We start from the raw sequence: 13850 nt of genomic DNA, 5'->3' as shown, positions 1-13850 counted from the left end.
CTTTAAAACTAACTAAAAATGAAAAAAAACTTTCTATTATGGACAACTATTTTGATTGCAAGCGTAAGCTTTGCTCAAGATAAAACACCAACGAAGTTCATTCGTCGCAATGCAAATACTCCAGAAGCTCAAGCTGATTTAGATGCAATGAATACAGCATTTAAAAAAATGAGAGAAATGGGTTGTGATAAAGGCCTAGCTTGGTATTACCAAGGCGCTATTCATAATATTCCAAGTGTTATTAATGGTACTAATGCGTTATGTGCACAATATCAAACCAGTAAAGATAAATTATGGGCTTGGGGCGATTGTACGCACAATAGTTCACAAAATGCATCTTTGAATTTTTTATTTTGGCACAGAATGTACATTTGGTATTTAGAAAAAATTGTAAGAGACTTATCTGGAAAACAAGATTTTGCACTACCTTATTGGAACTATGGAAGCACAGATGTTACTAATAATGTTATGGCAGAGGCTATTCGAAAAAAAGATGGGTCTTTGTTTGAAACGGCGCGTTGGAGTATTTTGAATGCTGGACAGCCAATTCCAACAGAGCAGGTTGACCAAATTCAATTATCACTGGAAGAATTAAAAACTAATCCTTCTTTTGCAGGATCAGCCGGATTTAGTAAAAGTTTAGAAATAGCTCCACATGGTTTTATGCATGATTTAATTGGTGGAGAATATGCAGAACCAGCAGAAACATATTATAATTCTATCTATCAAAAAGACATGTCAGGACTTATGGCTAATGTCCCATCAGCTGGATTTGACCCAGTATTTTGGTTGCATCATAGTATGATTGACCGTATTTGGGAGTCTTGGGATGTTTCTTCTTATGGCCAACGTCCTAGCTTAGATGATTTAAAAGCAAACCCTTGGCCGTATGAATTCATAGCGCCAAATGGAGATAAAATAACTTATACTATGGAAGAAATGTATAATGTGGTTTTTAATTTAGATTACAAATACGATTCGTTGTTATACGGTTCAAGCACGCCTGTTTTAGCTTCTAATGAGAATAAAGTAAAAATTGCAGGTGCTTTACAAGATAAGAAAGAACAAGTAGTTTGGGAACAAAAAGTAGGTAAAGTTATTGGTGAAGATACTTTTGTACATAAAGTTTCTAATAAATTTGCATTAAGTACTAGTAAATCTATAAAGAGCAAACCAAATGCTAAAATGATTCTTAACTTGGATGTTGCTGTGTATAAAGAACCTAAAGATTACTACACTATTTATCTTCGTTATCCTGGTAAAAAAGATCAGTATGTTGGTCTTATGACATTCTTTGGGGTAGCACATGATCATGGAACTGGAGAAAATCATGAAATAGGAGAGAGCGGTGTGAAGTTAAAATATTCCTATTATATAAATGATGATTTAGCAAATACAGATGCTAATTTTGAAATAATTTTGAAAAAGAAAGGGATTGGAGACGCTAAAGTAACTTTGGAAAAAATTAGCGTAGTACAATCAAATTAATTGATTGGTAATTTTTTATTAAAAAAGCGATACCATATGGTATCGCTTTTTTTGATTTGTATTTTTTCTTTTTTGGTTTGAGGAATATAATGAGATTAAATCCAATAGATTACAGAATAAAGTTATACTTTAAGTATCCCTCTAAAACCTCTAGCAGCATAATAGGATTCTGCTCCATTGTGATATAAAAAAACTGTATCGTAACGTCTATCGCAGAACAAAGCTCCTCCAAGTTTTCTAATAGATTCAGGAGTTTGCACCCAACTAGAAGTCTTTAAATCAAATTTACCTAGTTGTTGTAGTCCACGATATTGGGCTTCGGTTAATAATAGGATACCCATTTCATCCGCTAATGCTTCGGCACTGTTTTGTGGTTTATGTTCTTTTCTGGATTCTAAAGCTGCATGGTCATAACAAACACTTCTACGTCCTTTAGGACTTTCAGCGGAACAATCACAAAAAATATATTCATTTGTTTTAGCATCAAACCCTATAACATCAGGTTCTCCACCAGTTTCTTCCATTAAATCCAATGACCAAAGTTTGTTAGGATTTGTCTCTAGTTTTGTCACTACAGCTTCCCATTCAATATCTTTATGACGTGTTTTATTTTGTTCGAAGCGAGTTTTTAGTATTTGAAGCAATTCATTTTTTTGCTCTTGAGATAATTGTTTCATTCTTTGTTTTTTTTAGTTGATTGTAATCTCAAAGCTACAAAAAATGACAATGACTGTCTCGATTTTTAAAGATGCAATCCATCAAAAACTCACTCTTCATTATTATCAATATCTTCTTCATAATGCTTTATTGCGTCATTAAGAATGTTTCTCATGCGCTTGCGTAAGAAATTAGGTCGCATGACGTTAAGCCCGTTACCAAAGCCTAGTAGAATCCTTTCAAATTCATAATTTATGATTAAAAAAACATGAATAATAATACTGCCGTCTTCATTGGTTTTAATAAGTCGTTGCGAATGATGTAGCGGTTTGGTTATTACATAAGGGGCATTCATTTTGTCAATCCAAAGTTCTATTCTTTGTGGTCGTAAGCCTTCGTTTACTGTTACTCCAATTACATTTTTATAAAATTTTTCAGGGTCGAAAGTATCTTCTATGTAACTCGCATTAAAATCATAATCAATAGAAACGATTCGATCTAAAGCCAAATTAGATACGGGTTGATTTTTCCATTTTTTACCAATTAAAAACCAACGGTTATTAAATTCTTTAAGAATAAAAGGATGAAAAGTAAATTTTTGTTCGTCTCTAGATTTGAATGATTTATAAGTGATTACTAGTACTACTTTCTTAACAATAGCTTGATAGATTTCATCCAAAAAATGTAAACCTTTCAGTTTATCGTTTTTGTCTAAATGAATCACTGGCTTTGTATGTGATTTCTCTGCATAGATCTTATCTTCTAAACGTTGAAGAATATCTGAAACATCATTAAAAAGTGAAAAGTCTTTAAACTGCTTCAGCATCGATACGGTTTCAGTCAGTACGTTGATATCGGTCTCTGTTAAAGGAATATCGGTAATAGAAAAATCCTCAACAGCGTAATGATAATATTTTTTATCATAGACTTCTATAGGTGCATTGTAACCTAACTTCTCGCTACGCATCATTTGAATATCTAACTGAATGGTGCGTTTGCTCACTGCATTTTCTTTTCCTTCATATTCATACAATGCCTCAGAGCAGGCTTCTATCAAATCCTCCAATGTCCATTGACAGTATTTGTTTTGTAAGCATTTATCAATGGTTTTATATCGAATCAGTGCATTTTTATTTTGAGCCACAGTTCTGAATTATAAGTTATAAATTATGAGTTGTTTTAAAGAAGATCTATTTCACGTTTGATGTTTTCTCTTGCTTGTTGTTCATATAAATCTCGAAAAACATCGGTTTGGTAAATGAATTTGTTTTCCAGAAAATGTTCCAAAGCTTTTTTGCGCCCAGGATTGTAAAGAAAGTCAGGATAAATCTTGTATTCTTTTCTAATTTGCTGATAATAGGTTTGGTACTCATCCCAATCTTTTGATAGTATTTTCAAGTCGAAGTCAATGAGCCATTTTTCATCATCTTTAGTTTTTGGCTGATGATTTTTAGTTGCCATGATAAGATCGAAAACTAATTCTTTGTTAAGTGTAGTAGTTGCCGGAAGAATTTTGACAGCAAATTCGGCACTTTTCAGCTCATTATCCTTTCTAGTGCTATTGTATACATAATCGTGATAGAATATAGAGTACAGCACTTCATCCGGAAACTGAAGCTCATTTTTATATTTTTCAAACCAGAAAATCATTTCTTCCAAATGGATCAGATTGTGATAATGCCTTGATTTATGGGAATATGCTTTTTGAAGTTCATTCCACCGAATAAAAATTTCATCCACCGAAAAACCAATGTTCGTAAGTAGTTCCGTGAATATTTGCTGTAATTCCATTATAAAAATTTTATCAAAAATAGGATTCTTTTTTTACTGCGCAAAATAATTGCGCATACCACTATGCATCTTTGTCATGTCGAAAGGAACAAATGTTTAATTTAAAAGTAACCGAGATGAAATTTAATTATTTTAAAAGAGAAAAAAATGAGGTAATCAACTACGAAGGTGCAAAAGCGTACAGCATGACACCAGAAATGGAATTGTATTCAGCTGTGGTAACTTCGGGATTAAATGATGTTACTTACGAAAAAGAAAATGATCGTTTAAAAAGAGTCCAAAACCTGATTCAGAAATGTGATCCTCAGTTTATTGCTAAGTTAGCCGTATATGTTCGTACTCAAATGTATATGCGTTCGGTTCCTATGGTATTGACAGTAGAGTTGGCAAAAATCAATTCAGGTAACAATTTGGTAAACAAAACAGTTCAGAAAGTGATTCAGCGCGCTGATGAGATAACAGAGCTATTGGCTTACTATCAAATGGCAAATAATCGTACTGAAACTAAGAAACTAAACCGTTTGTCAAAACAGATACAAAAAGGTTTGGCTGATTCTTTCAATCGATTTGATGAGTATCAGTTTGCAAAATACAACCGTCAGGGTGAAGTAAAATTGCGCGATGCTTTGTTTTTGGTACATCCAAAAGCAAAAGATGAAGCACAACAAGTAATTTTCAATAAAATTGCCGATAATAATCTGGCTGTTCCTTACACATGGGAAACTGAGTTGTCACAAGTAGGTCAGCATTCGTTTATAAATGATGCGGAAAAGAAACAAGCCTTTAAACAAAAGTGGGAGGAATTGATCGATAGCAACCGAGTAGGTTATATGGCCATGATGCGTAATCTACGTAATATTATCGAGGCAGAAGTTTCATTCCAACATATAGAAAAAGTATGTCAGTATTTGAGCAATGAAAAGGCTGTGGCAAATTCTAAACAATTACCATTCCGATTTTTGGCCGCATATCGTGAGATTAAGGCTTTGAAATCTCGTTATACAACAATGATTTTGGATGCTTTGGAAGATGCCGTAATGTATAGTGCACAGAATATTAAAGGTTTTGATGGTAATACTTCAGTTGTAATTGCTTGCGACGTTTCGGGTTCTATGCAACAGCCTATTTCAAAAAATAGTAAAGTACTATTGTATGATATTGGTTTGATGTTGGGTATGCTAATGCATTCTCGTTGTAAAAATGTGATAAGTGGTATGTTTGGTGATACTTGGAAAGTGATTAATATGTCAAAACGAAATATTTTGGCTAATGTTCAGGAGTTTTACCGACGTGAAGGTGAGGTAGGTTATTCTACAAACGGTTATTTGGTAATCGAGGATTTGATCAAACGAAAAGAAATTGTGGATAAAGTCATGTTGTTTACCGATGTTCAAATGTGGAATAGTAATGGTACTGCTTATTCTTTTGAAAATTCATGGAAGCGCTATAAAACCATTGCGCCAAATGTAAAATTGTATTTGTTCGATTTGGCTGGTTATGGTCAAGTACCATTGGATATCAAAAATAATGATGTGCATTTGATTGCAGGTTGGTCAGATAAAGTGTTTGACATATTGCATGCTTTGGAGAATAAAACTTCTGCTTTGCAATACATCAATAGTATTGAATTGTAAAAAAGCCGCAGTTGCAAAGGCTGCGGTAATTTTTAAAATACTGCGTAAAATAATTGCGTAGAATATATAAACCTTTGCATCAGAAAATTATTGAAAAAATATAACAAGTGCCGTAGATAAGTGTTACTTCGATCTTAACGACAGGGTCGCGGGTTCGAATCCCGCCTCTTCTACTAAATGAATAGAAAATGGAAGAGTAGCTCAGCTGGTAGAGCATGCAATGTCACTTATCGTTTTTTGCCTTGTTATATTATCAGGTGTTGTAAAAAAGAGTTACTTCGATTAAGGTTCGTCAATTCAGGTTCGATTCCTGATTAATCGTCTAAAGGAAAGACTACGGAAAGTCTCTTTTTGATTGTTACCCTGATTAATTAAAAGAAATATGAAATATTATAAAAAAATTAGAAAAGGAGCATTTTATTGAGGTTTAACCCAATAAATATGTCATGAAAAAAATAAAAGCCTTAAATAAGGCTCTGGGAAAAAATGAAATTGGAGGTGTAAATTTTCCTTCAAAGATTTCAAATATAAAAATTTCAAGAATTGTGAACAATGATGCTATGGGAGGATGTTCCTTTTGTTTTCCACACGGATTTGATACAATAAATTCGAAGGAAATGAAGTATCAGCGTAACTGGAAAAAATTTAGAAAAAAACAATGGAAAGATAATAATTAAAGAATGCCGTAGTAAAGTGTTACTTCGTCACCTTTGGGGAGGAATAGCGAAGTTGTAAAACCAGCAAGGCTATCCGGTTCGACTCCGGCTTCGACATGCCCCGTTTCACTTTACGCTTTTTGCTTCTTTATCTTTAATTAAGATGCCGTTTATAACTGTTACTTCGATTGGTTTGATTTTTATATAGGTTCGAGTCCTATAGAAACAGTTATATATTATTGCTCTTATGTATAAAGAGTGTCGTACTGTATAGTTACTTCGTATTCCAATTGAAATTTAAACTATACAGGTTTGTTACCTCTTTTTAAAATAAAAACATTTTATCTCATGATGACCATCAAAGAAATTAAATTTAAGATTGAAAATAAATTCAAAAAAATAAAAGTCCGCAATAACGTTTACGGATTTCAAATTCAGCCCAAGACAAGGTTTTTAAAAGGAATCAGCAGAATAGAAATCGAAAAATTAGAGCAATTATTTGGTTTTGATTTTCCTTGGGATTACAGAGAAATGCTTTTAACAATTGGTGGGTTTGATACTCTCAAAATTTCAATTGATCCGAAAGGAGAAAAGGAAACAAAGTTTGATGATTTCTTTTACCAATATCCAAGAGATATTGACAAATCAAAATGGGTGCTTGAAGACATCGATAAATTCAAAACTTATGCTGAAGATGCTCTGATTGAAGCTGGTTTTGACGTGTCTAAAATTGTGGGCTATGTTCCAATTTACCATCATAGAGCATTAGTTGTTTTTGAAAACAAATATCTTTCTCCAGTCATTTCAGTTTGGGGTGCTGATATAATTGTTTATGGAAATAATTTGAAAGAATACTTAAAAAATGAATTTTTAAGATTTTAAAATAACGACGCAAAATAATTGCGCAGTAATTTTAAATCTTTGTAAAGAAATAATTTAAAACTCTTTATAGATGATATATACAATAGAAAAAGCAAACTTAATTATTGAACAATTGGCCAAATTTAAGAGTATACCTTCATATAAACTTTCAGGTCATTTTGCAAATTTTGGATTTTGGGAAGTTGAAGTTAAAAGCGCATTAAAAGCAATTGATGAGCATTACGAAAGATTTAAAATCATGTCGAATGGACAATTAAATTATATAGACAATCATGGAGAACCAATTCACGATTACTTTAATATTTGTGATGGAGTTTGTGAATTTTCAACAGGAAGACCAATTTTACCAAAGAGAATAGTCAATAGTGAATTGAAAGAAAAAAGAATAGAACTATTGAATTCTTATTATGGTTTATTAGTAAGAAGCTTCAATTCAAAAATTATTGATAAAGATCAGCTGCAAAAATTTTGCTTCGATGTTAATATTAGCATAGATGTAAACGATTTGAAAAAATAATTTATTTAAATAACATACGACCCTGTAGCTTAAAGGGAAAAGCCTATAGCAAAATAGTACTTACTATAGTGTTTGTGGATATTCCGGTTAGACCTGCGCGGACTAATGGGTAGAATTTACAGAAGCACCGAAATTGTTAGGGAAAGTAAGGAAGCGTATTTAGAGCCGCAATGCCCGAGAGGGAATATGAGTTCGAATCTCATCAGGGTTACGAATGAATGATATGATAAAAAAAAAGCTTGTTTGCTTTTTTATTTATAGCATTCTCAAAGCGAAGCTTTGCAAGATGGGCGAAGCCAATCTCATCAGGGTTACAAAAAATATATATAATTTAGAATTATGAATACACAAATTAACGGAAACGATTTATTAGCCATCGGTTACGAACAAAGCGAAGCGTTAGGAATTGCTTTAAGAATCAATAAAAAGAGACTTGGTTTTTCACGTGAGCAAATGATGGAAAACTTCAAGAATGTATTAGAATCACCTGAAAATTATTTAGACGATAAGAATTTCAGCAAATTAGCTTCGGCTTTAATTGAAAAAGCGAATCAAAAACCAGAGGATTTCATAAGCTTAAACCAAACACCAAACGATTACACGCTTTTCGGTACAGATCATATCGAAGAAGGAGCCAAAAAACAAATGGAAGTAGCAATGAAGTTACCCGTTACGGTTGCAGGTGCTTTAATGCCTGATGCTCATCAAGGGTATGGTTTACCAATTGGCGGTGTATTAGCTACCAACAATGCCATCATTCCGTATGGAGTAGGTGTAGATATTGGTTGTAGAATGGCCTTGTCGGTTTATGATATTCCAGAACTGTTCTATTATGAAAACGAAGATAAATTCAAACGTGAATTGATAGCACATTCAAAATTTGGAGCTGGTCATGGTTTTCACGGTCAATACAAATCAGATCACGAAGTATTGGGTAGAAAAGAATTCGACGAGCATTTGTTTATTAAAAACTTAAAGAATAAGGCTTGGTCACAATTAGGTTCGTCAGGTGGTGGTAACCATTTCGTGGAATTTGGTATCATGGAATTTATGGAAGACGATGCGGCTTTGAATATTCTTAAAGGAAAATATGTCGCGCTGTTAACACATTCGGGTTCAAGAGGTTTAGGAGCTACTATTGCCGGACATTATACTAAAATGGCAAAACAAGTTTGTAAATTGCCTTATGAAGCGCAAAATTTGGCGTATTTGGATTTAAATTCAGAATTGGGTCAGGAATACTGGATTGCTATGAATCTTGCGGGTGACTACGCATCAGCTTGCCATGAAATCATTCATGATAAAATGGAAAAGGCTTTAGGAGCCACTGTTTTAGCCAAAGTAGAAAACCATCATAATTTTGCTTGGAAAGAAGTTTGGAACGGTGAAGAAGTAATTGTTCATCGTAAAGGCGCAACTCCAGCTGGTAAAGGCGTTATGGGAATTATTCCAGGTAGTATGACTGCACCAGGATTTCTAGTGAGAGGAAAAGGTGAGGAGCAAGCCATTAACTCTGCATCGCATGGTGCCGGAAGACAAATGAGTAGAACACAAGCCATTAAAAACATCACCAAAAATGAGATGCAAACCATTTTGAAAGATCATGGCGTAACTTTAATTGGAGCTGGTTTAGACGAAGCGCCTATGGCCTATAAAGACATCAATTTGGTGATGGAATCGCAAAAAGAGTTGGTAGATGTAGTAGCCAAATTTACGCCAAAGATGGTTAGAATGGCTGATGACGGAAGTAGAGAAGATTAAACTTAAAAAATAATTTAAAACAAAATTGCTGCTTAAAATGAAGAGGCAGCAGTAATACAATAACAATGAATAATTATATAGATATAGGTATAAACCTAACCAATCGCCAATTTGAAGGCGATATTGACGACATCATTCAGGATGCGTTAGACGAAGAGGTATTGCAAATGATTTTAACCGGAACGAGTGTCCGTAACAGTCAGGCTTCGGCACAATTGGCAAAGCAATATCCTGATGTGTTGTACAGCACAGCAGGTATTCATCCGCATGATGCGAAGAGTATGACTAACGAAAGTATACCTGCTTTGCGGAAATTATTGCAAATGAAACAAGTGGTATCAGTAGGAGAGTGCGGACTCGATTTTGACCGTGATTTTTCTCCAAGACCAATACAGGAGAAATGTTACAAAGCTCACTTGGCCTTGGCTACAGAAGTACAGAAGCCATTGTTTTTACACGAACGTGCTGCTTTTAGCAGGTTTGTTAGTATAACCAAAGAGCATTTACCCAAATTACCACAAGGCGTGGTGCATTGCTTTACGGGAACATTGACAGAAGCCAAAGCGTATTTAGATATGGGATTTTATCTTGGTTTTACTGGAGCTATAAGTGATGTGAAACGATTTTCTCATTTAAAAGAAGTCTTGACCTATGTTCCGTTGGACAAAATCATGATTGAAACTGATGCACCATTTATGTTACCTAAAAATGTTCCGACAGGAAGCTTAAAGAAATACCATGAACGACGCAACGAACCGGCTTTTTTACCTTATGTTGCAGGAACAATAGCACAGTTCAAAGGAATTTCCCTCGATAAAGTTGCCGAAGCAACCACAGCAAATGCCAAACAGTTTTTTAATTTGAATGTAAAATAAAAGTCCCCAGTAACATTGGGGATTTTTTATTTATAATTGGATGGTTGCAATTAAAATGAATCTGTGATAAAATTTTTTTTGCAAAAATAATTATCACAATATTGTGATAAAAAAACTGTGATAATTTAAATTATCACAAAAAAAATATCACAACAAATCCTTAAAGAGAATTATTCTTACAAAAATGTCATGATTTTTGATGTTCATTAATCATGATGAAAGTAAATAATCGTAGCCTTTTAAGAACAACGTTGGGGCTAACACAGGAAGAATTTTCAATGCTATTTAAAATCCCAATTAGTTTAATAGCCATGTATGAAACCAACAAACGTGACTTGCCTTCTAAAGTTAGTGTTCAGATGATGCAACTGTATGCGCATGTATTGGAAAAACAAAAGCAGGAATTTGTACCGTCCAATCTAAAAACAGAAAATGCAAAAGTGGTATCGTTTCTGGAAGATGAAATTCAAACCAATGAAGCATTACAATGGAAGTATGCCAAGAAAATAGAAAACATGAAGGTTAAATATGAAAAGGCAAAAGCCAATTTATATTTGGCTGAATATTTTGAAAGTAAAGAAACCATTAACAATAAACCTTCAAGTAATCATGTTACGTTTTTGCATACACTTGCTAAAGAGAAGTTTGAAAAAAATGGACCACCAGCTCAAATGAAATATAAAGTACAACTGGAAACCCTAAAATGGCAACACAATCATTTACAGGAAGAACTTAAAAAGATAAGGGAATAAAAAAATCCTCAATATAGGTTTACTATGTTGAGGATCTTAAAGTATAATGCTTTAACTATTACATGTCAGCAGCACAAAATTGAGCTATTACTTCTTGGCAGGTATCTCCGTGAGCGATAACTCTTGATCCATCAGGACAAGTACAAGCTAATAAATCGCCACCTTTTCCTTTAATTTCTTTTTGTTCGTTTTTTGAAAGCGTACTTGCTCCTTGCAAGTTTAAAATGTTTTGTAACATAATTTCTACTGTTTTTAAAGTTTGTAATGATTTAAATTTAAGTGTAGAGAGTTTAACCTCTACCAAAAACTTATACTAAAATAAAAACATTCATCAGTTAGCCTTATCTATTTTGTGTTAAAATTCTTATAAATTTATCAACACAACATAATTATTATGAAGAAAAGAAAAACCATTACGTAAAATAATTGCGTAGCGTATTATTTATTTTGTATTCAAGTATTTATACGGGGTTGTATGTAATACAATTTATTAAATTTGAGAAAACATGAAACTAGGCATGAAAGTAAAGCTATATTATTGCTAGATGCAAAAGCCAAGTAAAACGAAAATTATTTACATCCTAAAGAGGTATTGATAACAAACTTTTTAATAGAAACGGTTACATTTAATGAATAGCATGCGAATGATTTGGAGAGTGAGAAGAAGAAGAGCGAGGTGTTGGATTGTTTTTTTAAAATATAATTAAGTAATAAAAAAGATAATGAATTTTAAATTGTTAAGTATTAGACCATTGGATGGTTGTGATTACAAATTTTTAAAAAATTTAGAAGAAAATAGAATTTATAAATTTTATAATGAATATGATTTTTTAGATGAAAAAGGGAATGAAATTAAAGAGTTTGGAAGCAAAAATTATAAAATTGTAAAAAATATTCGATATACTAATACTTTACCTGATGATCTTTATAATCTAAATAACACAAAAATTAATGTTTCTGCAATAGTTGGTAAAAACGGCAGTGGTAAAAGTGCTTTGATGGAAATTCTTTATGGAGCAATTTATAATTTTTCTATTAAAAATATTAATGGCTTTAATGCTAAATACAAAAAAAATAATATTGCATGTGAATTATTTTTTTGTATTCACTATAAGGGGATTCAAAATGAAGAAATTATTGATTATTATGTTTTGAAAAATAAAAGTAATAGTATCCAAATATTTTCTTTGAATGGAGCTTCATTAGAGAATTTTAATGATTTTTTGTTTTATACTGTTGCATCTAATTATTCACTATACGGATTGAACTCTGATTTAATTGGACCTTGGATTGAAAATTTATTTCATAAAAATGATGGATATCAAGTACCGATAGTTTTAAACCCAATGAGAACATCTGGAATAATTAATGTCAATAGAGAATATGAATTTGCAAAGGACAGATTATTGTCTAATATACTAAACAGTAAAGAAATAGATAAAAATTCAAGATTTGTACTTCAAAATAAAAAAGTAAATAGGATTAGCTTAAAATTAAAAGAAAAAAAAATTAAATTATATCATAAGGATAGAACTAATAAAAATGAATATTTAAAAAAGTATTTAAAATCAATTTTTAATTCATTTAAAATTAGTGAATTTGAAAAAGATATTGATGAATTTAAAATTGATGAAATAATCGATTCCCAAAATGAAGTAATTAATTATTGCACAGATTATTTATTATATAAACTAAAAAAAATATCAAAAAACTATTCAAAAGAGGGGACAAGATTTAAAGTCATAAATTATGAAAATGGAGAGTCGGTTGAGATGTTTTTAAATAATATTAGACAAAATGACTTGGGATCTCATATAACATTTAAAATAAGAAGACTCTTGAATTTTTTGAAATATGATTTTTATGAAAAGAAAATATTAATTGAGTATAACGATAATGATATTGATCTTTTATCAAAAAAAATATTTGATTTTAGAAAAAAACAAATTGAAATGTATAAATCTAAAGTCATAGATAGCTACAAAAAAGAATCGTTGAATATAACTTATCCTTTTTTCCTTTTGACTAATATGACATTAATTCCCCCTTCAATTTACGATGTTGATTACGAATTTGAAGATGGAGGACACTTTTCATTACTTAGTTCGGGTGAAACTCAAAAAATATTTTCAATTAATACAATTTTTTATCATCTAATAAATCTTAATTCTAAGCATAATAATTATTTATTTAATGATGATATAGAAACAAAAATCAGATATGAAATTGAATCAAAAAAAGATATAAAGTATCAATTTGTAAATCTCATATTGGATGAAATTGAATTATATTTTCATCCACAAATGCAAAAAGAATATCTTAATGATATTTTGTATAAAATTGATACGACTTATCTAAATGGAATAAAATCAATAAATATTTTATTTATAACTCATTCACCATTTATCTTATCAGATATTCCAAAGCAAAATGTATTGTTTTTAGATAATGGAAAGCCACAAAATTTTGAAAAGATGAATACGTTTGGTGCTAATATAGCTGATTTGCTAATTGATAGTTTTTTCTTTGGTGAAAATGAAAATAAATTATTGATTGGAGATTTTGCTAAAATGAAAATTAATGAGACTATTGAATGGATAAATGAAGAAAAAATAAAAAAACTTAATAAAAGTTACAATAAACCTAACGATGCTTTAAAAAAATTTCACAAAGGTATAATTGACTTAATTGATGAACCCCTAATGAAATATAAACTGAATGAGATGTTTAATGAAGTTATTATGGATTTTTCAAGAGCAGATGTGTTAAAAAATAAAATTGAAGAAATGCAGCTAGAATTAGATTCACTTAATAAAATAAAAAAATAAAATCAATAT

Annotated in this window: 13 protein-coding genes; 9 read left to right on the top strand and 4 right to left on the bottom strand. The window is 31.5% G+C overall.

What is annotated here, in order from left to right; genetic code table 11:
- The first annotated feature begins 18 nt into the window (after positions 1 to 18).
- Complete coding sequence (locus LJY17_RS03895; protein ID WP_264542542.1) at positions 19 to 1488, top strand: tyrosinase family protein; 1470 nt, start codon at positions 19 to 21, stop codon at positions 1486 to 1488.
- A gap of 122 nt (positions 1489 to 1610) precedes the next feature.
- Here LJY17_RS03895 and LJY17_RS03890 read toward each other — a convergent pair whose 3' ends face one another.
- From LJY17_RS03890 to LJY17_RS03880, 3 genes are all read right to left on the bottom strand, one after another.
- A complete protein-coding gene (locus LJY17_RS03890) occupies positions 1611 to 2165 on the bottom strand; it encodes a DUF4256 domain-containing protein (protein ID WP_264542541.1) in 555 nt (184 codons plus the stop codon).
- 89 nt (positions 2166 to 2254) lie between these two features.
- The gene (locus tag LJY17_RS03885; RefSeq protein WP_264542540.1) at positions 2255 to 3289 is read right to left on the bottom strand and encodes a helix-turn-helix transcriptional regulator; all 1035 of its coding nucleotides are present in this window, start codon (positions 3287 to 3289) and stop codon (positions 2255 to 2257) included.
- Between the two features lie 35 nt (positions 3290 to 3324).
- Positions 3325 to 3936: a hypothetical protein gene (locus LJY17_RS03880; protein WP_264542539.1), complete on the bottom strand. Its 612-nt coding sequence runs from the start codon at positions 3934 to 3936 to the stop codon at positions 3325 to 3327.
- A gap of 116 nt (positions 3937 to 4052) precedes the next feature.
- On the opposite strand from LJY17_RS03880, the gene LJY17_RS03875 reads away from it, so the two are divergent.
- The 7 genes from LJY17_RS03875 (at position 4053) to LJY17_RS03845 (ending at position 11013) form a co-directional block, all read left to right on the top strand.
- Complete coding sequence (locus LJY17_RS03875) at positions 4053 to 5570, top strand: TROVE domain-containing protein (protein WP_264542538.1); 1518 nt, start codon at positions 4053 to 4055, stop codon at positions 5568 to 5570.
- 446 nt (positions 5571 to 6016) lie between these two features.
- Positions 6017 to 6247: a phosphate ABC transporter substrate-binding protein gene (locus LJY17_RS03870; RefSeq protein ID WP_264542537.1), complete on the top strand. Its 231-nt coding sequence runs from the start codon at positions 6017 to 6019 to the stop codon at positions 6245 to 6247.
- Between the two features lie 327 nt (positions 6248 to 6574).
- Positions 6575 to 7108, top strand: a complete 534-nt coding sequence (locus LJY17_RS03865) for an SMI1/KNR4 family protein (RefSeq protein ID WP_264542536.1) — start codon at positions 6575 to 6577, stop codon at positions 7106 to 7108.
- A 70-nt stretch (positions 7109 to 7178) separates the two neighbouring features.
- Complete coding sequence (locus tag LJY17_RS03860) at positions 7179 to 7625, top strand: hypothetical protein (RefSeq protein WP_264542535.1); 447 nt, start codon at positions 7179 to 7181, stop codon at positions 7623 to 7625.
- Between the two features lie 339 nt (positions 7626 to 7964).
- The gene (locus tag LJY17_RS03855) at positions 7965 to 9386 is read left to right on the top strand and encodes an RtcB family protein (RefSeq protein WP_264542534.1); all 1422 of its coding nucleotides are present in this window, start codon (positions 7965 to 7967) and stop codon (positions 9384 to 9386) included.
- A gap of 65 nt (positions 9387 to 9451) precedes the next feature.
- Positions 9452 to 10261 carry a TatD family hydrolase gene (locus tag LJY17_RS03850; RefSeq protein WP_264542533.1) on the top strand — a complete coding sequence of 270 codons (810 nt, stop codon included), beginning with the start codon at positions 9452 to 9454 and terminating at the stop codon, positions 10259 to 10261.
- 212 nt (positions 10262 to 10473) lie between these two features.
- Positions 10474 to 11013, top strand: a complete 540-nt coding sequence (locus tag LJY17_RS03845; RefSeq protein ID WP_264542532.1) for a helix-turn-helix domain-containing protein — start codon at positions 10474 to 10476, stop codon at positions 11011 to 11013.
- Between the two features lie 58 nt (positions 11014 to 11071).
- Here LJY17_RS03845 and LJY17_RS03840 read toward each other — a convergent pair whose 3' ends face one another.
- On the bottom strand, positions 11072 to 11251 hold the full coding sequence (locus tag LJY17_RS03840) for a hypothetical protein (protein ID WP_264542531.1): 180 nt from the start codon (positions 11249 to 11251) through the stop codon (positions 11072 to 11074).
- A 484-nt stretch (positions 11252 to 11735) separates the two neighbouring features.
- Here LJY17_RS03840 and LJY17_RS03835 point away from each other — a divergent pair, with 484 nt between their 5' ends.
- A complete protein-coding gene (locus tag LJY17_RS03835; protein WP_264542530.1) occupies positions 11736 to 13841 on the top strand; it encodes a hypothetical protein in 2106 nt (701 codons plus the stop codon).
- Positions 13842 to 13850 lie beyond the last annotated feature (9 nt).

This window comes from Flavobacterium hankyongi, assembly GCF_036840915.1.
In the GTDB taxonomy this organism is placed as follows: Bacteria; Bacteroidota; Bacteroidia; order Flavobacteriales; family Flavobacteriaceae; genus Flavobacterium; species Flavobacterium hankyongi.
Note: the sequence above shows the minus strand (reverse complement) of the source record. Positions and strands in the feature narration are given on the sequence as shown.